The organism is Gemmatimonadales bacterium (assembly GCA_036500345.1).
GTDB lineage: Bacteria > Gemmatimonadota > Gemmatimonadetes > Gemmatimonadales > GWC2-71-9 > Palsa-1233.
In genome coordinates this window covers 126,541-148,288 of sequence record DASYCE010000011.1, presented here as the reverse complement: position 1 = coordinate 148,288, position 21,748 = coordinate 126,541, and the positions used below count along the sequence as shown (strand labels likewise).

The following is a 21,748-nucleotide window of genomic DNA, read 5'->3' as shown; positions in this document are numbered from 1 at the left end:
TCACGGCCCGTGTTGCGCGGCGAGCGCGGTGTTCATCACCTGGGTGTATGCGCGCCATCGCGCCGTCTCGACTCGGAGCGCGGCGCGCCCCGCCGGGGTGATCCGGTAGAACTTCGCCTCGCGGTTCGACTCGGTCGCCCCCCACTCCTCGTCGAGCCATCCCTTCCGTTCGAGGCGATGGAGCGCAGGGTAGAGGACCCCTTCGTGGATCGGCAGCGTCTCGCCGGTCTGTTCCCGCAGCCACCGGGCAATCGCGTATCCGTGGCGCGGCCCCCACGTCACCGCCTTGAGGACGAGCAGATCGAGCGAACCGGTGAAGAGATCGGAGCCAGCCATCGGTACCTCCGTAGCGGTGCATACCTCTGTGGCAAGAGTATCGCTCCGGAATACCTCTGTGGGCAAGGGGTGAGGAGCGACCGGTTCGTGCATCGTGAACCGACTGATGAATCGGGCGTAGATTCGTCGCATGCCGATGATGCGAGGTCTCCGCACCCGCTGGAACAGCGCCCTGCTCCTGGTCGTCTTCGCGGCGTACGGCTGTGCCAACTGGCAGCCGGTCGCCATCAGTCCTGCGCCGCACCCGGTCGATCAACGGGCAATCCTGGAGTTCCATGTTCACGATCAGGTGGTGCGTCTCCACGGGGTGCGGTTTTCGGCCGACTCGCTGAGCGGCGTGCCCTGGCTCAAGCACCTCAATTGCGACAGCTGCCGCGTGCAATACGCCCTGGCCGACATCTCCCAGCCGCGCGCCGGACATCCCGGTCGCGAGGCGTGGATCTGGCTTTCTCCGGTCATCGCCCTGTTCGGGATCGCGCTGGTCATCGGCTGGGAGTGCCGCGGCGGGAGGTGTGACAGCTAGGTCATGGTAGCCCTGTCGATTTCGGTCGGCCCCGTTCGACGCAGTGGTAGAGCCGGAACACTCGGTCCCGGCGACACCTCGAACGCGGAGCCAGACCATGTCGTCCTCATCCAATGCTTCAAGCCGCAACACCAAGGCGCTCTGGGCGGTCCAGATCATCCTCGCTGCCCTCTTCCTCTTTGCCGGTGGAATGAAGGAAGCGACCCCTGCTGCCACTTTGGCGCGGATGGCGCCACTTCCGGTGGGATTCCTCCGTTTCATCGGCGCCATGGAGTTCCTCGGCGCCCTGGGGCTGATCCTCCCGGGTGCGCTCCGGATCCGTCGTGAGTTGACCCCGATCGCGGCAACTGGGCTCTCGATCATCATGGCCGGTGCGGTGATCGTCACTCTCGCCATCGGCGGCGGTGCGATGGCGGTGACGCCGTTCGTCGTCGGAGTGCTGACGGTTCTGGTCGCTCGTGGGCGCCGGGGATGGATCGCTTTGCGCCTCGATGCGGTTCATTCCACGGGGCAGTTCGCCAACTGATTCGAATCCGACAGAACGGACTATTGGGGAGATACGACAATGCGCTTCATGCTGCTGGTGATCCCGAAGGCCTACGAATCAGCGGATGCCGACTTCACGCCGCCCGCCGATCTCGTCGCCAAGATGACGAAGTTCAACCAGTCGATGATCGATGCCGGCATCGTGCTCGACATGAACGGCCTTCGCCCACCGCCGCAGGCCGCGCGGATCGCATTCGGGAAGGGGACGTCGAGCGTCACCGACGGGCCGTTCGCCGAAGCGAAGGAGATGGTCGGTGGCTACTGGACGATCAAGGTGAATTCGCGAGACGAGGCGATCGCATGGGCGCGCAAGGCGCCGATGCTCGAGGGCGACACGATCGAGGTGCGGCAGATTCAGGAGATGGAGGATTTCCCGCCCGACGTGCAGCGGGCCGCGGGGCACTGACAGCCGCCGCCGCTTCGTGTCGAAGTTCCGGATCACGTAGATCTCGCTGAGGGTTGGCGCGCCTCGTCGCATCAACGCTTCGGCTGAAACGCCGGATCGCCGGTCTGCCAGAAGATGAAGCTCCAGCTGTCGGCCTCAAATTGCAGCCCCTGCGCAGCGGTCATGGCGCCGTGGCCTGCGTGGTAGTCCACCTGCAACAGCACCGGCTTCCCGCTCGCGGTTGCGGCCTGCAGCCGCGCTGCGAATTTTGCGGCTTCCCATGGAGGGACCCGTGGATCGTTGATCCCCGTGGTCACGAGTACCGCCGGATAATTCACTCCATCCTTGATGTTCGCGTAGGGACTCATTGCGTACAAGGCGCGAAAGCCGTCCTCTGTGCTCGTGCTGCCGAATTCGGCGACGTTGGGCACGCCATTGGCGGTGGTTTCCGATCGCAGGCCATCGGCCAGCGGCACACTTGCGACCGCGACTGCGAACAAGTCGGGTCGCTCCTCGATCGCCCGGCCGATCATGATGCCGCCGGCACTCCCGCCCTCGCCCGCAAGATGTGCCGGCGACGTGTACCCGTTGGCGATCAGATATTCGGCGCACGCGATGAAGTCTTTCCAGCTATTGGGCTTGGTGAGCTTCTGGCCGGCCGCATGCCACGCCTCGCCGTGCTCACCGCCGCCGCGCACGTGGCACGCGGCCACCACGGCGCCCCGTTCGTACTGGGCGATCTGAATTGGATCGTACTCGAGTTCGAGGGCATCGCCGTAGGCGCCGTAGCCGACGAGCATCGTGGGATGCGAGCCATCCAGTTTCATCCCCGTCGGATGCACGATCGTGAGCGGGACCTTTGTGCCGTCCCAGCTCGTGACCTCGACCTCGGACGACGCGATCGTCGTCGGCTGGTCGACGGGCCCCTCCGGCTGCAGCTTCGTGTCTGTCAGGCTTCTCGTGGCGGGATGGTAGCAATAGAGGGCGAATGCCCGGGTGGAACCTGCCAGCCAGATCAGTGCACCGGGGAGCTCCGGATCGACGTTCAGATCGGCCTTGCCGGCGAACGGCAGCGTCAGGTGCTCGACCACCGGGTCCCGTCCGAACGGAACCCGCAGTACGTGATCGACGCCGCCGTCAGTCTCTTGCACGTACATCGCGTCCCGTGCCACGCTCATCTGATGGACGATCGCCTCGCTTTCGGGCACCACCGTCTCCGCCGTCGCCAGATCCGGATGCCGCGCGTCGGTACGAAGGATCTTGAAGTGCGATGCATTGTGTGAGGTCAGGAGATAGAGGTCATCGCCGTGCAGCGCGGCGCGGGTGACCTGATCGGAGAACCCGGCGATCTTCTGCCACGCCGCGTGCGGCATCCCAAGCGAGTCGATCGAGGTGATGTACCACGCGCCGTTGCGCGAGGTGCCGTCGCTGAGCACGCCGAGTGCGTATCGCCACCCCGGGCCGGTACGGACGCCGGCACCGTTGGATGAATCGACGACGACGGATGGTGTCACCCCGTAGCCGAACACCGCACGGTCGCTGGGGGTGGGTGTCCCCAGCACGTGCAGGTAACTGCGCTCCTTCTGTTCCGCTGCGGTGGCGGGGGCGCCGGGGGGAAGCTCCTGCGGCCGCGCGTAGACGAATCCGCGATTTCCGGGTAGCCAACCCACTTCGTTGGAGCTGTTGCGAGGAATGACGTCGCCGGTCTCTCGCCCCGTCGCGGTGACGAACACGTGGAATTCACTGTCGAACTCCGCTCCGCCCGGCGCGATGCCGACGACGGCGTACCGGCCGTCGGGCGAAATCGTGACGCCGTTGATGCTGCTCGGTCCTCTGCCCCGATGCTGGGGCAACAGCGGGACGTCCGCCGGATTGACGAGAACTCGCTCTGCGCCGCGCAGGCCGGTTCGCTCGTACAGCTTGTCGGTGGGCTCACTGGCAAGGCGCTTCAGGTAGAAATAGCGATCGCCGGGCCGGCGCCAGACGGAGGTCACCAGTGCTTGCTCCGATGCGTCGAGTTCGTGGATCCGCGCGAGGAACGCCGCGCGGCCTGGGATCCTCGCGAGCACGGAATCCGTGTACTCGGCCTGGGCCTTCATCCACTGTTGGACATCGGGCTCGTTCAGGTGTTCGAAATACCGGTAGTCGTCGACGACCTTGGTGCCGAAGTAGTCGTCGGTCACCGGGCGCACTGCCGCGACTGGGGCCGGGGGCAGTGCACGGGTCTGCGCGCCGAGCGGGGGAGTGCCGGCTGTCCACGCCGCCAGCTGGAGTGATGCAGAGCAGATCACGGGTGCGGCAGAGACAATTCGGCGAACCGGCACGGCGCGCTCCTGAATCAGGACCGATGCAGCTCAGTGCCCTTCTTGCGCAGTCAGCGGCGCCATCCGCTGCCGAACCGACGCGACGACCGGCTGCAGGTCGGGATCGGCGCCTTTCCAGAGATCGACGAATGCACTGTAGTGTTGCAGCGCCCTGGCGCGATCGTGCTTTCCCTCGTACAGCTCGCCGAGGCGCTTCTCGACTGCAGCGAGGTAGAGATAGTCCGCGGTGACGACGCCGACGGAGCGCTCCGCGGGAGGGAACGAGAGATACCGTTCGAAATGGGCGACGGCGGAATCTCCCTGATGGTCGAGGTCAAAGGCGCGGGCGAGCTCGAACTCGACGCACGCGCGGCACTCGACCGGAGACCCGTCTTCGCGGAACTCCGCTGCACGAAGCTGACGGATCGCGTCGTCAAACTTCCCCTCGGCGACGGCGATTCTTCCCTCCGCGAGCGCGACGTCGGCCTTGGAGTCAGGGGCCTTGGCACCAGGATCGTCGCTCTGGAACTGCGCCAGTATGGCGCGGGCGCGATCAGGGCGGCCGGCACGAGCATACAGCTCGATCACTCCGAAGTAGGGACGGTCGCTCGGCGCGATCCCGGTCCAGGCGCGCCCCGCGACGACATCGTCGACCAGCTTGACGCCATCGGCTGCCCTGTCTCGAAGGATGATGTCGGCCTGGGCGCGCGCGAGCGGGACGTCCAGCGCGGGATTCGAGCCGGGGGCGGCGATGGCCAGTTCGCTGTCGGCCTCGATCATCCGCTGGAGCTTGCCGAGTACCGACGCGTTGGTCGATTCCATGAAGAGACCATTCAGATGCAACGTCGCATCGGGCGATCGGATCATCTGCGCAGAGATCGCGAGGGCGGAGTCGCGTTTGCCGAGTGCGATCAACGCCGCGGCTCGAGCGTCGTACATCATCAGGTTCGAAGTGGCGACCGCCGGGTCCGCCTTGACGACCGAATCGAGCAGCGCCGCCGCCTCCGCGCCGTGACCTCCCTGAGCCAGCTGGACGACCACGCGCCCCACGTTCCCTGCGTTCGGTGCGAGCTGAACCTGCCGACGCCAATACCGCACTGCGCTATCCTGCTGGTGTCGCTGATTGAACAGCAGCCCGAGCTGGTTGGTCGCGACGGTGCTTGATGAGTCGACCTGGTAGGCGCTGCGGTAGGCGTCGAGTGACTTGCGTCGATCGGCGGTAGTGATCCCGTTTTCAAAATGGTAGCCGAGGAGGAGATACCGCTCGCGATCGGGGAGCCGGTCGGCATAGCGTACGGCGTGTTCGATGGCGGAATCCTGGGCGGACGCCGGCGCGAAACTGTTGAACAGCGCGACGGCAAGTTTGCGCCATGCCAGCGCAAAGGTCGAGTCGAGTGCGACCGCGTCGCGTGCCGACTGGATCGCGCGGGGATAGTCGAAGTCGATGTCGTTGGCGACGACGGCGTCGCTGTACTTCCGCAGCGCCGCGAGCGACGTGGTGGTCGCCCGTTCGAGCGGGATGGTGCGCTGCACCTGTTTCAGCGACTCACCGACCTTGCTGCGGAGCTTGCGGGCGAGTCCGTCGATCGTCGAGAGCAGGTCCTGCGAACTCGCCGCCGTCGCCTGGTACGACGCCAGCACCGCGCCACCCTGCGCCGCGGAGAGCTCGAGACTGACCGCGTAGCCATTGCCGAGGCGCGCGAGGCGCCCGCCGAGGACGGCCTTGGCGCCGGTGCGTTGCGCTACGTCGTGCACCACGGTCGGATCATTGAGCGCGGCATCCTTCGATCGCTTCATCTCCTGCATCGCTTCGGCGATGTCGGTCTGCGGGACGAGATTGACCGACCGCGACTGCGACAACGCGGCGCGGATCGCTTCGTCGACGATCGGGCCGAGGGCGGAATCCGCCGGCGGCACGCCGATGTCGGCGAGGACGACGCGATCGGTCGCGGCGAGCTTTCCCGACGCGAGCAGCGATCCCCACGGTCCGATGCCGAACGCGCGCGTCACCATGAAGAGGGTGACGAGGAAGACAAAGCCGCCGATCGCCACGACTCCGCCGCGCCAGGTGCGCCGCCAGGTCACATGCGGCGATGCCTTGATCGCCATCGTCGCGATCGTCCCCGACGGCATCCTCTGCGACATCGTGCCGCCCGGCGTGAGCGTCGGCGTCGCGGTCGCGGTGTGCCGCGCCACCCGCTGCACGTAGGCGGTGATCAGCAGCGCCGGGAGGCCCAGCGCCAGCAAGACGATCGCGCCGGGGAAGACCCAGTCGGGGAGCCCGATCGCGATGATCGCTGCGCGGGTGCAGAGGAGCACCACGACGACCGAGATGGCGTAGTAGAGCAGCGACTTTCGCAGCATTCCCGGTCCGGAAAACGCCACGGTGGGCGCGCTGCTGGTGATCGCCGCATCGAGCGCGCGGAGGACATCACTTGCCGTCTGCGGCCGGTCGTTCGGGTCCTTCGCCATCAGCTGATAGACCAGCGTGACGAGTCCCTGCGGCGTGTCCGGCCGAAGCTGCTGCACCGACGTCGCGGTCTCGCTGAGGTGCGCGGCCAGCATCTTCTGCGGTGTCCGGTTGGCGAACGGCTGTTGTCCGGTGAGAAGCTCGTACGCCATGCATCCGAGGGCGTAGAGGTCGACGCGATGATCGAGATTCGGATCGCCGGCGACCTGCTCCGGGGCCATGTACGCCGGCGTGCCGATCGAGGTGCCGAGTTGCGTGAGGGTTCCACCGGGTGCATCGGTGCGCGATGCGCTGATCGCCTTCGCGATGCCGAAGTCGGTGACGACCGCCGCGCCCCCGGAGAGGAGGACATTGTCCGGCTTGATGTCGCGATGCACGACGCCGCGGGCGTGTGCGTACGCGAGCGCGCGGGTGACGTCGCGAAGGATGACGACCACTTCGTTGATCGAGAGCGGGCCCTGCGTCAGTCGATGCCGGAGAGATTCGCCTTCCACGAACGGCATCGTGAAATACGGCAGCCCCGAGACCTCGCCGGCGGCGTGGAGCGGGACGATGTTCGCCTGCTGCAGCGACGCCGCCGTCTTGATCTCTCGTTCGAACCGTTCGGCGTTGATCCCCTGCGCAAGGTCGGGACTCAGGACCTTGACGACCACCTGGCGCCCGAGGCGGACTTCGTCGGCAACGAAGACCCGCGACATCCCGCCACCGCCGAGCTCGCGGCCGAGGAGATATGACGATCCCAGGTGCTGCTGCAACTGCTCGCGCAGATCCATTCGCGTCCGGTTGGAAGGATGTCTGGAGGGTCGGCGGAAGCTACGGGGAGAGCGGCCTTTCCGCCACGGACGGCGGCCGTCGCGGCGCTGTCTGGCGCCCCGGAATGGCGCGAGTTAGAATCGCGGCCGATTCCCCCGGCCGTCCCGTTCAGGAGCACACTTTCGATGACCTCGCCCACCCGGATGGACGATGCCACGGCGCGATACACCTCGTATCGCGCCGCACTCGCCGGGGGCGTGCTCGGCAGCGTCGGCTCGACGCTGGCGTGGGTCGTCTGGCTGTCGTTCCGGTCGACCAACCACGAGGCTGCCATCACGATCCTCCTCGCCGCTTTCATCGGCCTCGCGGTGCACTGGGTGCAGCACTACGTCGAGATCGCGCGGCGGGAGAGTCGTGGCGAGCCGCCGGTCCATCACGACACGCCCGGTCGCCAGACGATTCTGGCACTCGCATGGGCGACCGGCTTCGGCTTCATCGGGTTCCTGACCGAAGACCTCGTGGCGCACACTGCGTCGTTGTTCCTCAGGCCGTTCCTCGCGTCGCTGACCTCGTTCCTTCCGGCCGGTGCGATCATCGCCTGGGCGATCAGCCGTGGTCACGACAGGAGTGACGACAATCTGTTGACGAGGATTGCGAGCGGCCTCTGGATCGGCGCGCTGATCACTGTCGCGAGCGGAGTGATCTGGACGATGGGCTTCGGGCACGCGCCGTGGTTCGCACTCTTCTCGTGGTGGGGTCTGTTCGGGATCGCGATCGCATTCGTCACCGGGACCGAACCGAATTCGGGAGTCGTTGCTGCACCGATCGGTGCCGTGATCATCGCATTCGTCGCGATCGTGGTGATCAACCTGCTGCCGATGCCGTCGATGGCGTACCAGAAGCTCGGGCCGCTCTCCCCGATGGCGGCCGGAATCCGCACGATGGCTGCGGAAGTCGCCGCGTCGCCGGCGCTTCCGGCGACCTTCTGGCTCGAGGCGGAGCGCCGCCTGGCGATCGTGACGGCGGCGGAATTGCCGGATTCGACGGTTGCCGCTGTCACTCCATCCGCCGCTGCACAGGCGAGCCCTGGCGGCGACACGCGCGCCGAATCGATCCGTTCATGGGTGATGCTGCTGCTCTTCGCCGTCGGCGTCGGATTCGCACCGTCGGTCGAACGGAAGCTCCGGCCGATCGACTATCCCAACAGCGAGACCTACCGGCGCGACATGACGCTCACCGCGGCAGTCGTCGTCTTCCTCGTGGCAGCGTGTGCGCTTGGCCGGCGGCAGCCGTTGTCGTGTCTTGGTGTCGATGCCAACTCGGCCCGGCTCGAGGCGCGCCTTGGCGAACTCCTCACCAACCCGGTTGACAGCGCCAGCCGGCGCGCCGTGGGATTCTCCGGCATTGATCCGCACGATCTGGCGCTGGTGTCGTCCGGGCCGGTCTGCTCGCACGCGCAGCAGGCGATCAATGCCGCCGTCGGCACCCCCGACTCGGCTCGGCTCTTCTATCTGGTAAGGGCGGGGAGTTCCCGCTACGTCACGTGGGGCCCGGAACATCGGGCGGGGCGCGTGTCGACGATGCTCTTCTTCGACGACTCGATGAAATACCTGGGATGGCTGTCGCGGTAGGGCCCGCGAACCGGCATCACTGCCGGCTCGCGGGGTCCGTTGTACCGTTCAGTGATCGGACTTGAGCGACTTGCTCAGGTGGAAGAACCACGCCTCATTGTGATCGACCAGACCTGACGGAAGCAGCTTCTGGATCAGGTGGGCGTGCCCGTCGTCGCTCACGCCGAAGTCATCGTCATTCGACACCACGATCGTCTTCCCGCCATCGATCAACGCGACACCCTCCGCCTTGTCGTGCGTGTAGCCGTAGGCGAGCATGTCGACCACGAGCGTCTTCTTCACCGGCACGATCTTGTTGGCGACCAGGTCGGCGTCGGACATCTGCTCCATCGTCTTCCCGCCGACGATCAGGCCGTTCGGTCCGTTGGCGGGATCGCTGATATCGGTGGCACCGCTGATATCGATCAGGTAGAGCTTCTTCTGGACTGCAGGATTTGCCGGATCGCCGAGGAAGTTGCCGTCGCGCTCGTCGACGAGAAAGGTCGTGTTCGAGACGGCTTCGATGTCGCTGGCGCCGTAGCTAGGGTCATCCATCGGGTAGAGATACTGCGCGGTCTTGCCATGCTGCACGTCGTTCATCACGATGCGAAGCAGGTGCGACTTCTTGGCATCGGCGTGGGCGGGATTGTCGAGCGGGTTCTGGACGATTCCCACCAGCAGATGTCCGCCATTGAGCGCCGCGAGCCCTTCCATTCCCTTGTTCGCCTGGCGATGGGTCAACACGGCGGGGAGCGGATTCGGTCCGCTGCACGGCGAATCCTTCTCGAGGGTGACGCCAGTGCGGGAGAAGTGAATCATGAACGGACCGTACTCATCGGAGACCCAGAACGAACCATCGCCGAGGACGCGAAGCCCTTCGCTGTCGATGCCGTTGGGGTCGAACGGGAGGAGATTTCCGTTGATGTCGCGGGGGATCTCGCCGGTGGCGCCGCACCCCGCTGCGCCCACCGGGAGGCCGCTCATCGGAACACCGAACTCATTCTTGAGCACGATCACACCTTGCCGCACCAGCGTGGCCCCTTCGAGATGGAACCGACCAACCTGCGGATGGAAATCGGGCACGGCGAAGAGTTTGTCGGTGCCGTTGCCGGCGACGTTCGGTCCGCGGTCGGTCAGCGAATAGAAGTCGTTGTTGCCGCCTTCGGGCTGGTCGATCGCCGAACCGAATCCGCCGTTGAACACGTGGATGCCGTTGATCGTGGCGAGGATATCGTTCGGCAGGAGCGGCACTACCTCGACGCCGACCACGACGGGCACGGTGCTGGTCTTGTCATTCCTGAGGCTCGGCGGCGTGGCCGGCGCGGTGGGGTTCTGGTCCGGTTGGCACGCGGCGACAACAAGCGCAAGCGTGACGAGGGCGAGGCGGTACCGCATCGTAGGGCGCATCGAATTCTCCAGGTGGTCGGCGTGCGCGACGGGGTGTCGCGTGGTGCAGCGACCAGAAGGTGCGGGGAGAATTCGTGCGTTCGGCGGCCGTCTCGCAACGGTCGCGCCACGAGACGATCACGGATAGTCGAACGCCTTGCCACCACGGTACCGGTGATGACAAGGCGCTGATGGTCAGCGTCCCGGAACAGCCCGGCTTATCGGCCCGGCTGCGGTACGATCCGGATGTACGGCTTCGGCTGCTTCCAGCCGCCGGGATATGTCTTGCGAGCCTCTTCTTCGTTCACGTTTCCCGAGATGATCACATCCTCGCCCTGCCGCCAGTTTGCCGGCGTTGACACCTTGTGCTTCGCCGTGAGCTGCAGCGAATCGATCGACCGGAGCACTTCCTCGAAGTTCCGTCCGGTGCTCATCGGATACGCGATCATCCACTTGATCTTCTTGTCGGGCCCGATGATGAAGACGTTCCGCACGGTCTGGTTGTCGACGGCGGTGCGCCCGTCCCAGCTGTCACCCGCGTCGCCCGAGAGCATCCCGTAGAGCTTGGAGACATGCAGGTCGGTGTCTCCGATCATCGGATAGTTCGGCGCGAGCCCCTGGGTCTCTTCGATGTCCTTCGACCACCCGACGTGGCGGTCGATCGGATCGACCGAGAGCCCGATCATCTTCACGCCGCGCTGGTCGAATTCGGGCTTCAGATGTGCCAGCGCACCGAGCTCGGTGGTGCAGACCGGCGTGAAATCCTTGGGGTGCGAGAAGAGCATTCCCCAGGAGTCGCCGAGCCACTGATGAAAGGTGATTTGGCCGTCGGTAGTTTGTGCGGTGAAATCGGGCGCCGCATCGCCGATGCGCAGTGACACTGAAAGGCTCCGGATGGGTTGGGGTGTTCGCGCGAGAGTATACCGTGATTCCTGGCGCGGTGCATGAGCAGCGCCGGGGCGAGCCTCCCGACGGCGCCCCTGCCATATTTGTGGCCGACGTTACCGTGCCACGACCTGTCCTTTACACGAGCGACTACATGTCAATTGAGCATCCCCGGCTGTCATTGCGGATTGAATCCTGTATCACGTCGGCCGCCACCGCCTTCCTGGCGCTTGCGCTGGTCGGCCCGCTCTCGGCACAGCGTGCGGGGCGGGGCGGCGATACCACCCGCCCGGTCTCCGCGATCACGACGCTGGGCCATCTCGGTCCGATCGTTCGCGACGGGATGCTGCAGCCGGTGTCCGAATACGCCGACACGACGCAATGGGTGAAGGAGCGGGTCTGGGTCGAGACCAATTTCGACAGCGACCACGATGGGAAGCCCGATCGGGTTCATGCCGACATCGTACGCTCCACGGCAGCAGAGAAGGCCGGGATCAAGCTGCCGGTCATCATGCTTGCGTCGCCATACATCGGTCCGGGCAACTCGGACGCCGACTGGAACGTCGAGCAGGAGATCGGTGCGCCGCCGCCAAAGCGGACGCCGGCGACGTATCGCCCGTTCCTCGCCGATCCTCCGGTCGAGGCGCGCTACGCATCGCAGTGGGTGCCGCGCGGCCTGATCGCCATCAACGTCGAGGCGGCGGGGACCGGTCTTTCCGGCGGATGTCCCACCGCCGGCGACTCCACCGAACGCAACGGCGCCAGGTTCGTGATCGACTGGCTCAACGGACGCGCCAAGGCGTACACCACATTCGACGGCAACCAGGAAGTGAGTGCCGCGGGCTGGTCGAACGGCAAGGTGGGGATCTACGGGACGTCGTATGAAGGTGCGCTGCCGATGGCGGCCGCGGTGACCGGCGTGCCGGGGCTCGAAGCGGTAATCCCGATCTCGCCGAACACCTCTGATTACCGCTACTACCGCTCCTACGGACTCGATCGCTCTCCCGGCGGCTATCTCGGCGAAGACGTCGAGGTCCTCTACGACTTCGTGCACAGCGGACGCGTGCGCGCGCGCTGCGACAGCATCTACCGTGACGGACTCTTCGCGCAACAGGCCGATCGCCAGCATGGAGACTACAACAACTTCTGGGCGGAGCGCGACCAGACGCTGCTGATCAAGAACGTCCACGCCGCGGTCCTTTTCGCACACGGATTCAACGACTGGAACGTCATGCCGGACAACACGATCCGGATGTGGGAAGCGCTCAAGAAGATCAATCCGTCGGCCAAGATCTACATGAGCCAGGGCGGTCATGGCGCGCCGCCGCCGCAGGAGATCCAGAACAAATGGTGGGCGCACTACCTGTATGGCATCAACAACGGCGTCGACACGCTGCCGCGCGCGATGATTGTCCAGTCGACTGCAGTCGTTCCCGGCGGCGGGCGCGGCGCGGCGCCGCCGACGTTCTACGCCGACTACCCGATCCCCGGCACGGCGATGGTCACGCTCCATCCGGCAAAGGGTGGCAACGGCGTCGCGGCGTTGACCCTCAAGGCCGAGGGGAAGCAGGGGGCGGAGAAGCTGGTCGATGACTGGCACGTGAAGCCGGGCGACATGGCGAAAGCGAGCACGTCGACCAACCGGCTCCTCTATGCCCTTCCGGTGCTCAAGGATTCGATCCACATGTCCGGGAGCACGCTGGTGACGCTCAAGATTGCGGTGAGCAAGCCGGCGGCGAATCTCTCGGTCTATCTCGTGACCCTGCCGTTCGATCCGGCGCCGATCGGGAGCGCCGGCCAGATCGGGGTCGTCACGCGCGGGTGGGCTGACCCGCAGAACTACCAGTCGCTCAAGAATGGCGACGACTATACCTCGAAGATCCCCGGCATGCCGCTGGTGCCGGGGAAGTTCTACACCATGACCTTCCCGCTTCAGCCAGACGACCAGATCATCAAGCCGGGGCAGCAGCTTGCGCTGATGATTCTGTCGAGCGATTACGGCTTCACCCTCCGCCCGACGCCCGGAACCGAGCTGACGGTCGACCTCGATGGCACGTCGATCTCCATTCCGGTTCTGGGCGGCGAATCAGCGCTCAAGCGTGCTTTGGGGCAGTAAATTGGCGTGACTTCAGGTCCTGACGTAGTCCCCTTCAAGGAGTCGACATGCGGGCACGAATGACAGCGCTGATTCTCTCCGGGGTGGTGGCCTCAGCGCACGGGCAGGATCCCGGGAGAACCGTTCCCACGCCCGGCCTGAAGACCGGCGGGTCGCCGAACGTGCACGTCGTCGCCCACGTGGTGACTCATCCTGGCGTCTGGAAGGACGCGGATGTCGAAATGGAGCAGGATCCCGGACGCCCATACGTCTACGTCTCGGGCTTCGTGAATTTCGATGCGCAGATGTATGACGTGCGGGATCCGGCGCATCCGAAGAAGCTGGTGGATTGGACCATCGAAAACCCCGAACTTCACCGGGGAATCGGCGCGATGGACGGCAAGTATTTCAAGATCGGCAATCGTTACTACTATGCGCAGTCATATCAGTTCAACCAGGGAAGTCCCGACGCAGACCTTGGCGCGGTGATCTTCGATGTCACCGGCCTGCCCGATCCTGCCAGCGTCAAGGTCGTGGCGCGCATCCGCTACCCGCAGGCGCCAGGCGGCTTCCACAACACCTTCGCCTACAAGCATTCCGACGGCCGCGTTCTCTACTTCGCCACCGTTGGCCAGACCAAGGCGGTGATCTACGATCTCGCGAAGGTCGTAAGCAACGCTGAGCCGGGCAGCTGGCTGATCGGTGAGGTCGACAATCCGACGCCGATGAAGCAGGTCATGGCCGGCGGCTATCATGACTTCTATGTGGGCTACGACGTTGCGCGGCACCGTGACGTCTTCTACGGCGCAGGTCTCGGCGGCTACTCTGCCTGGGACATCACCCATCCGGAACATCCGGTGCAGCTCTTTACCATCACCGGTCTCGGATATGACATCGCGCACACCTTCACCCCGTCGCCCGATGGCAACTACGCGGTGACGGAGACCGAGTACCAGTACACCCCGCTGCGGATCTGGGATTTGCGCGCGGGACAGGACGGCAAGCGCCAGAATCTCGACCTTCCGGTCTCCGCATGGACCGCCGACTGGCACGACCTCTCCCACAATCACGAAGTCCGCTGGCCCTTCGTCTTCGTCTCTGCGTATGAAGATGGTTTCTTCGCCTTCGACCTCCGCGATCCGGTGCATCCCAGGACCGACGGCTGGTACTACACCTGCACCAACTGCGTCCACGAGCACGGGTTCGGCGGCAATCCCGACGTCAACTGGGAGAGCACCACGAGCGTCGAGCAGGGTGCGTTCGGCGTCGATATCCGTAACTCCGACGGATTGATCGCGATCAGCGACATGCGCAGCGGACTCTGGCTCTTCCGGATGGATGGCTTCACCGGCTGGAACGGGAAGAGCGTCGGCATGCCGAACATCTCCAGCGTGCAGGACTACGATCACGGCCCCATTGCCCAGGCTGGCGGCGGTGGCACGACCGGCGGCAACGCGCCGCGCCAATGATCGGCGCGCTGGCCGCCGCCGTGCTGGCCCTGGCGTCGCGGGATCCGGAGGGACCGTACCGCATCGTCCTCCTCCCCGGCGCCAGGGCACCGGGCGCGCACGGCGAAGCGCGTCTCGTCTTCGCGGCGTCGCCGTTCGGCGTTGCGGTGACCGCCGACGGCCGGCATCGGTACAACGTGCGAATCTCGGCGGCGAATCTCCCGGCCCCGGCGACGCTCGGCCCCTACCACGCGCTCGTGGCCTGGGAGGTCTCACCAGACCTGACGGAGTGGCATCGTCTGGGCACGGTTTCCGGCGACACTGCCACGGTCGGCGAGACGTCGATGAACAAGTTTCTCCTGGTCATCACCGCCGAAGCGACGGCGGGATCGACCACGCACACCGGTCCGATCGTGTTGCACGGGACCTCGCCGAGTGGTTGGCTGCAAACCTTCCTGACACACCCGCTCTTCCGCGGCATCTCGCAGTGATCCGGCGCACCGCGTGCGCGCTCGGACTATTCGCCGCCGCGGCGGGACCGTTGCAGGCGCAGGACTCGACCTCCATGGCTGGAATGCAGGGGATGCAGATGGGGGCCGCGGCATCGATGCCGATCCCGATGCCAGCCGGCATGATGATTCTCCCGGCTCTCGCCGGACTGCTGCCGCCGGTTGCACCGTTTCTGCCGGGGATTGGCGTCGACCGGTCGATGCTCGCAGCAACGACCCCGACCACAATTGTCCGCCTTCGCAATGGCGACACGCTCGACCTGACGGCGACGCTGGTGTCGCGCAACATTCGCGGCAAGGCCTTCGTCATGTACGGCTTCAACGGCCAGATACCCGGCCCGCTGATTCGCGTCGCGCAGCATGCCACGATCACGGTACGATTTCACAATCACATTGACCTGCCGAGCAGCGTGCACTGGCACGGGCTCCGGCTCGACAACCGCGACGACGGCGTTCCGGGATTGACGCAACATGAGGTACCGCCGGGTGGTGACTACACCTACACGGTCCGCTTTCCCGATGCGGGGATCTATTGGTATCACCCGCACGTGCGGGAGGATATCGAGCAGGCGATGGGGCTGTACGGCAGCATGCTGGTCGACAGTCCCGATTCCGATTATTACTCACCGGCAAACAGTGAACAGTCGTTGATGCTCGGCGACCTGATGATCAACGCCGACACGCTGATTCCCTTCGGCCGGGAAGCGCCGGATTTCGCGCTGATGGGCCGGGTGGGGAACATCCCGCTCGTCAACGGCGAGCCGGACTGGTCGCTGACGGTGAAGCGGGGGCAGGTGGTGCGATTTTTTTTCACCGACGTTGCTTCCTCGCGCACATGGAACGTGTCATTTCCCGGTGTCGCGATGAAGGTGGTCGCGTCGGATCAGAGCCGATTCGAACGGGAGGAATCGGTCGCCAGCGTTGTGCTCGCCCCGGCGGAGCGCTATGTGATCGAAGCGCGCTTCGACCGGCCGGGGCGATTCCCGCTGGTCAACGCGATCCAGGCGATCAATCACTACAAGGGAGAATTCGAGGCCGTGGTCGACACCCTGGGGTGGGTCACTGTCGATTCGTCGCCGGCGACGCCGGACTACGCGGCGTCCTTCACCCACCTCCGCGCCAATGCGGCGGTGTCAGCAGACATCGCTCGATACCGGCAGTATTTCTCGAGGCCGCCCGACAAGCAGCTCACGCTCACCGTCGCCGTCACGGCGCTCCCGCTCTTCACGGTGCAGTTCATGAGCATCGACACGGCGTATTTCCACCCCGTGGAATGGGTTGACGGGATGCCCGACATGAACTGGCTCTCGACGGCGAGTCAGGTGCGATGGATCATCCGCGACGATGCGACGGGGAAGGAAAACGACGCCATCGACTGGCAGGTGAAGCGCGGCGACGTGATCAAGCTCCGGATCTACAACGACCCCAAGTCATTTCACCCGATGCAGCATCCGATCCACCTGCATGGCCAGCGGATGCTGGTCGTGGCGCGGGACGGCGTCCCCACCGCCAACCTCGTCTGGAAGGATACGGTGCTGATCCCGGTGGGCTCGACGGTCGACCTCTTGATCGACGCATCGAATCCGGGCGACTGGATGCTCCACTGCCATATCGCAGAGCATCTCGGATCCGGGATGATGACCACGATGCACGTGCGCTGAGATGGCAACATATGTCGCTCTCCTCCGCGCCATCAATGTCGGTGGCACCGGCAAACTCGCGATGGCCGATCTCAAGCAACTGTGCATCGGAGCCGGCTTCACCGAGGTAGCGACGTACATCGCCAGCGGCAACGTGGTCTTCCGGAGCAAGCTGCGGCCGCGCGCCGTGAAAGGCGCGCTGGAGAAGTGTCTCTTTGCGCATATGGGATCGGCGATCGACGTCTTCATTCGCACCGGGGCGGAGATGCAGGGCGTTGTCTCCGCCAATCCGTTCCGCACCAAGGCCGGGAACCTCACCTACGTCCACTTCCTCGACAACGACCCGCCGAAGGATGCGCTGGCGCGCGTGGCTGGACAGACCGATGAAGTGATCCGTCTCGGGACGCGCGAGATCTTCGTCTACTATCCGGCGGGAATGGGAAAGTCGACACTCCGGATTCCTGCGGCAAAGGCTGCAACCGCGCGCAACATGAACACGGTGGCGCGGCTCGCGGAGCTCTCGGCGAGTTGAGTTGGCACTGGAGATGGGAGCGATACGTTATACATTGCGGAGTCGTCGGCAATTGCGCACGCCGCGATGATTCCGGCAACGCAAAGTCGCGCATCTTCGGAGACGCTGGGCGGAGGCGGGCACGATGTTGGTCGGTGAAACGATTCGGGTCGCGATCGGCAGCATCCGGGCGAACAAGCTTCGCGGCGCGCTGACGATGCTGGGTGTGATCATCGGTGTGGCAGCGGTGATCACCGTCGTGGCGATGGGGAGCGGTGCCAAGCAGGCGGTGCAGGACCAGATCAACGCACTGGGCGCCAACCTGATCAGTATCAATCCGGGGATGGGACGGATGCAAGGGCACGTCGCGTCGGCGACACGAGCGGCGATGTATGTCGCCGATGCCGATTCGCTCGCCGCTGACGGCACCACCTTCGCCGCCGTCGTTCCCGAACTCTCCCGCAATCAGCAGGTCGTGTACCTCGATCACAACATCAACACCAGCATCGTCGGCACCACGGCGAACTACGCCGACGCCCACAACTACACCATCCCCTTCGGCAGGATGTTCACCAACGGCGACGACGCCTCACGCCAGCGCTATGCCGTCGTCGGTGCCGACGTCCCCAAGCTGCTCGGCGTCAACCCGGCGGCGCTGATCGGACGATTGATCGCCATTCGTCAGGTCGATTTCGAAGTGATCGGCGTGCTGAGCGCCAAGGGGGCGCAGGGATACGACAATCCAGACGAGCAGATCCTGATTCCGCTGCGGACGGCACAATTCCGCGTCTTCGGCACCGACCGGTTGCGGTCGATCTCCGTGATCGCAGCGCCGGGTGTGCCGTTGCAGCGGAGCATGGTCGACGCCGAGGATGTGCTGCGTCGCCAGCACAAGATCCAGCCGGGGGATCCGAACGACTTCCGGATCATGTCGCCGATGGACTTCCTCGCGACCCGGCAGCAGACCGCCGATACCTTCTCGAGTCTGCTCATCTCGATCGCCGCGGTGTCACTGCTGGTTGGCGGGATCGGCATCATGAATATCATGCTCGTGTCGGTCACCGAGCGGACCAAGGAGATCGGGATCCGGAAGGCGCTCGGTGCGACGCGCTTCACGATCATGGCGCAGTTCCTGGTGGAGGCGCTGGTCCTCTGTGTTGCAGGCGGCGTCCTCGGGATCGCCGCCGGGGTCAGTGCTTCGATCTTCGTCGCCCGGCAATATGGCGCCGCGACGCAGCTCTCGATCGTCGCGATCCTGGTGGCGTTCGCATTCTCCGCGGTCGTCGGGCTCACCTTCGGCCTCTGGCCGGCGCAGCGTGCGGCGAGTCTCGACCCGATCCAGGCGTTGCGGTACGAATAGCCGCTTGGGGATCCGCCAGGAACTCTTCGTTTTGCGCGGAACCTTCGCGCCCCTCTTCCGCGCTTCGGAGAGCTCCCGCTGGGGTGATTCAGGCTCGGTCCCGGCCTACCGCAATCTCCTCGGCCGTCGTTCACATCGCGTCGCCAGCGCGCCGACGTCGCGGCCAATCTGCGGCTGCGACAAGGCGGCGGCGGTTTTTCGCGCGGCAGGAGTGGCGTCCCGGATGCGCTGACGGGCGATCCGCCGCAACTTCACGATTCCCCCGTTGGCCCCCTTGGCCGAGATCTCCTTGTCGATCCGCTTCGCCACCAGCTGTTGATCGTGCAGCGCGCCGATCTTCTCCTGCGCGCCGGTCAGCAGGGACAGCGTCCGGGTTCCTCGCCCGAGTTTCGGTTCGAACGACTCCAGGAGATACCGGAGGTGCTTCGCTGCGATCCGGGTCTTGTGGATCGCGCCGACATCGGATGTGCGAGGGCGCGTTCCCGCCGTCTGCCGCAACTCCTCCAGTTCATCGCGAAGTGCGCCGGCAAGGTGAGGTCCGAACTTGTCGCCCGTTCCCTCCGGCGCATCGTGGCGGAGATCGTTGCCGAGTTGTTCGGCCACCGCGGGCCAATCGCTGGCAATCGCGCGACGAAGCCGGTCGACCCGTTTCAGCTCCTTCTTGTCGAGCCGGTTTCGGAAGTGGCTGGCCGCGGCGAGGGTCGCGGCGTCGGCCCCGGGGAGCTGCGATTCACCGAACCACGATCGTTCGACCTCCACGTCGCGTGCCCTGCCGGCGCAGCGCGATATCCGTCGCAGCGCGCGGCGCCGCTTCTTCGGGACGATCTCATCGAGCGGCTTCTTGCAGACTCGAAGCCAGGTGCGCAGTCGACGCAAGGCGACGCGGAAGTCGTGGACGTCAGCCGATGTGCGCTCGGCGGCAGCGGCATCCGCCGTCGCGGGCGGCACCAGGAGCGGCGCGGCCCGCTTCACCGCGTGCTGCAGGTACTCGTGGGCGATGGCGCGAGCGCCGTGTTCGGCCGATTCACCCAGCATTTCCTGCGTCACCAGGTCCATGACGCCTCCCTCTCCCGGAAAGACGTCGGACGAATCCCCCGGACGCACCGATCACTTCGGCTGGGCGACCACGATCCCGACTTCGCCGTTCCGCTCCACGCGGATCTGCTCGATCCCGTCGAACGAGTTCTGATTGAGATTGACCCGCACCGCCTCGGTCAGATCCTCGACGCTGATCAGCGCGCGGCGAAGATGTACCGGGTCAACCGTTCCGTTGGCAAAGACGACGATGCTCTCGCCCTTGATCACCCGGCCGATCCGGTGGCTCATCGTCCCGAGCAATCCGAAGAGCCGGTGCAGCAGCGCCAGGACGGTTGACGCCGCCACGGTGGGCCAGAACGGCGATGCACCGACCACCGCCCGGCTCAGCACAGCGCCGAGGAGGAGGGAGATCACCACGTCGAACGGGGAACGCATGCCGAACGACCTGCGCCCCGCGATCCGGACGAGGACAACGGCGATCACGAATCCGGCGCCGGCCCGGACGCACATCTGCACGGCGGTGAGGTTCGACCCTTGGCCGAAGAGATCTGGAGTAGTCATGGATCAATGTTACTCGACGGATTGCGCGGGACTATCGGAAATCTGTTAAGGAGCTACGATGAAGAAGGCTGCCTTCGTTGTGAAATGGGATCGACTGCGGCGCCTGCGCCTTGCTACTTCTTCGTTTTGAACGATGCTAATGATCGGCCGACCATGATATCCCGTTCCCGAATCGTTACGGTTGGGATGATGTTCGCTTCGGCGTGTGCGCCGCGGCAGCGGCACGCCAATGACCACATTCCGGGCGTTGGAGTTGTGGAAGCGGGCGACACGCTCACCCGAAATCCCCTTAGCGACGTCCCATCCTGCCGGCAGTGCCGAATCTCCATATCACCAATCGCCGAAATCGGATCGGTGGAGGATACGGTCGTTCCCGTAGTTCTTGCTGACGTCGCGGAAGGTATGGACCAACACTTCTACGTTGGCCCGGTGTCGGAGCCAAGCAAAGTTGCGGAGTTCGGTTGGGACGGATCGCTGATTCGGCTGATTGGCCATCGCGGCAAAGGCCCCGGCGAATTGACGGGCATCGGTCATGTCGTGGCGACGTCCGATTCACTGATAGGGGCATTCAGCATCAATCGAATCGTGTGGTTCCCTCTTTCGGGCCAACCCCCGATCACCGAAACTGTTGCGCAGCCGCTCGATGACGCGCGACTCGTCGGCCTAGCCGGGCGACGCGTTGTCGGATCGAATCGAAGTTCGAACCTTCGCACCTTTGTCGCATATGGACCCGATGGCCGCGGGCGAACGTTTGGTGACACCAATGGATTTGACCCAGCCGGGCCCCGCACATTTCGGTCCGGCATGGGGTCCCGCTGGTTAGCGGACGCCGGGTCCGGGATCTGGACTGTTTCGGAGTACTTCGCTCCCATTTTTGAACAATGGTCGTTTGACGGGCATCGGACTCGCCGCCTTCGGTTGCCGGCATCCTGGTTCACGCCGTATGGTCCCGACCAATTGAACAAGCTTGCTCAGTTCGGCATACGCAGTGTGCCGATCGCGACCACCAAGTCGGCATGGCGCAGCCGCGATGGCTATCTGTGGACGATCACACAGGTACCTGATCGCAAGTGGAGATTCTCGCTCGATTCAGCAACGACACCGCCCGGTCTGACGCGTACAGGGCGACCGATTCGATCATTCTACGGCTTTGATCGAGATCTGGTTCTTGATGCCGTTCTGGCGGTTTACTCCGTCACCGATTCCACGGCGACTCTCATCGCATCACAGCAAGTTGATCAAGCGCTGACTCAGTTTCTTTCGGATTCTGTGATTGCCCAGGAAACGTATCCAGATGGACTGAGTTCGACGATCCGTTTGTTCCGCTTCCGCCTCATTCACCCACCACACTGATAGGAGAGTCCAATGCGAATTGCGATGCTAGTGACC

Annotated in this window: 18 protein-coding genes; 11 read left to right on the top strand and 7 right to left on the bottom strand. The window is 64.9% G+C overall.

What is annotated here, in order from left to right; translation table 11 throughout:
• Positions 1 to 336: a PadR family transcriptional regulator gene (locus tag VGM20_06135; GenBank protein HEY4100437.1), complete on the bottom strand. Its 336-nt coding sequence runs from the start codon at positions 334 to 336 to the stop codon at positions 1 to 3.
• A gap of 130 nt (positions 337 to 466) precedes the next feature.
• On the opposite strand from VGM20_06135, the gene VGM20_06130 reads away from it, so the two are divergent.
• From VGM20_06130 to VGM20_06120, 3 genes are all read left to right on the top strand, one after another.
• Positions 467 to 859, top strand: a complete 393-nt coding sequence (locus VGM20_06130; GenBank protein ID HEY4100436.1) for a hypothetical protein — start codon at positions 467 to 469, stop codon at positions 857 to 859.
• A 97-nt stretch (positions 860 to 956) separates the two neighbouring features.
• A complete protein-coding gene (locus VGM20_06125; GenBank protein ID HEY4100435.1) occupies positions 957 to 1,385 on the top strand; it encodes a DoxX family protein in 429 nt (142 codons plus the stop codon).
• Between the two features lie 39 nt (positions 1,386 to 1,424).
• Positions 1,425 to 1,811 (top strand): YciI family protein, encoded by a 387-nt coding sequence (locus VGM20_06120; GenBank protein ID HEY4100434.1) that lies wholly within the window; start codon positions 1,425 to 1,427, stop codon positions 1,809 to 1,811.
• 71 nt (positions 1,812 to 1,882) lie between these two features.
• On the opposite strand, the gene VGM20_06115 is transcribed toward VGM20_06120, so the two are convergent.
• Together VGM20_06115 and VGM20_06110 are read right to left on the bottom strand one after the other, a co-directional pair.
• Positions 1,883 to 4,114 carry a prolyl oligopeptidase family serine peptidase gene (locus tag VGM20_06115; protein HEY4100433.1) on the bottom strand — a complete coding sequence of 744 codons (2,232 nt, stop codon included), beginning with the start codon at positions 4,112 to 4,114 and terminating at the stop codon, positions 1,883 to 1,885.
• 30 nt (positions 4,115 to 4,144) lie between these two features.
• On the bottom strand, positions 4,145 to 7,336 hold the full coding sequence (locus VGM20_06110; protein HEY4100432.1) for a protein kinase: 3,192 nt from the start codon (positions 7,334 to 7,336) through the stop codon (positions 4,145 to 4,147).
• 165 nt (positions 7,337 to 7,501) lie between these two features.
• Here VGM20_06110 and VGM20_06105 point away from each other — a divergent pair, with 165 nt between their 5' ends.
• Positions 7,502 to 8,947, top strand: a complete 1,446-nt coding sequence (locus VGM20_06105; GenBank protein HEY4100431.1) for a hypothetical protein — start codon at positions 7,502 to 7,504, stop codon at positions 8,945 to 8,947.
• Between the two features lie 48 nt (positions 8,948 to 8,995).
• Here the strand turns inward: VGM20_06105 and VGM20_06100 are convergent, their stop codons facing one another.
• The gene (locus VGM20_06100; GenBank protein HEY4100430.1) at positions 8,996 to 10,333 is read right to left on the bottom strand and encodes an esterase-like activity of phytase family protein; all 1,338 of its coding nucleotides are present in this window, start codon (positions 10,331 to 10,333) and stop codon (positions 8,996 to 8,998) included.
• Between the two features lie 197 nt (positions 10,334 to 10,530).
• On the bottom strand, positions 10,531 to 11,193 hold the full coding sequence (locus VGM20_06095) for a peroxiredoxin (GenBank protein HEY4100429.1): 663 nt from the start codon (positions 11,191 to 11,193) through the stop codon (positions 10,531 to 10,533).
• 158 nt (positions 11,194 to 11,351) lie between these two features.
• On the opposite strand from VGM20_06095, the gene VGM20_06090 reads away from it, so the two are divergent.
• From VGM20_06090 to VGM20_06065, 6 genes are all read left to right on the top strand, one after another.
• Positions 11,352 to 13,313: a Xaa-Pro dipeptidyl-peptidase gene (locus VGM20_06090; GenBank protein HEY4100428.1), complete on the top strand. Its 1,962-nt coding sequence runs from the start codon at positions 11,352 to 11,354 to the stop codon at positions 13,311 to 13,313.
• Positions 13,314 to 13,360: 47 nt separating this feature from the next.
• Positions 13,361 to 14,761, top strand: coding sequence for a hypothetical protein (locus tag VGM20_06085; protein ID HEY4100427.1), 1,401 nt, complete (start codon positions 13,361 to 13,363; stop codon positions 14,759 to 14,761).
• Positions 14,758 to 15,231: a hypothetical protein gene (locus VGM20_06080; GenBank protein HEY4100426.1), complete on the top strand. Its 474-nt coding sequence runs from the start codon at positions 14,758 to 14,760 to the stop codon at positions 15,229 to 15,231. The genes VGM20_06085 and VGM20_06080 overlap by 4 nt, the downstream gene beginning before the upstream one ends.
• Entirely contained in the window at positions 15,228 to 16,910 is a 1,683-nt protein-coding gene (locus tag VGM20_06075; protein HEY4100425.1) for a multicopper oxidase family protein, read from the top strand. The genes VGM20_06080 and VGM20_06075 overlap by 4 nt, the downstream gene beginning before the upstream one ends.
• A gap of 1 nt (position 16,911) precedes the next feature.
• Positions 16,912 to 17,421 (top strand): DUF1697 domain-containing protein, encoded by a 510-nt coding sequence (locus VGM20_06070; protein HEY4100424.1) that lies wholly within the window; start codon positions 16,912 to 16,914, stop codon positions 17,419 to 17,421.
• A gap of 124 nt (positions 17,422 to 17,545) precedes the next feature.
• Positions 17,546 to 18,760, top strand: a complete 1,215-nt coding sequence (locus tag VGM20_06065; protein ID HEY4100423.1) for an ABC transporter permease — start codon at positions 17,546 to 17,548, stop codon at positions 18,758 to 18,760.
• Between the two features lie 105 nt (positions 18,761 to 18,865).
• Here the strand turns inward: VGM20_06065 and VGM20_06060 are convergent, their stop codons facing one another.
• Positions 18,866 to 19,864, bottom strand: a complete 999-nt coding sequence (locus VGM20_06060; protein HEY4100422.1) for a CHAD domain-containing protein — start codon at positions 19,862 to 19,864, stop codon at positions 18,866 to 18,868.
• A gap of 3 nt (positions 19,865 to 19,867) precedes the next feature.
• Positions 19,868 to 20,359: a YetF domain-containing protein gene (locus VGM20_06055; GenBank protein HEY4100421.1), complete on the bottom strand. Its 492-nt coding sequence runs from the start codon at positions 20,357 to 20,359 to the stop codon at positions 19,868 to 19,870.
• 354 nt (positions 20,360 to 20,713) lie between these two features.
• Between VGM20_06055 and VGM20_06050 the strand changes: the two genes are divergently transcribed.
• Positions 20,714 to 21,712 carry a hypothetical protein gene (locus VGM20_06050; GenBank protein HEY4100420.1) on the top strand — a complete coding sequence of 333 codons (999 nt, stop codon included), beginning with the start codon at positions 20,714 to 20,716 and terminating at the stop codon, positions 21,710 to 21,712.
• The last annotated feature ends 36 nt before the right edge of the window (positions 21,713 to 21,748 follow it).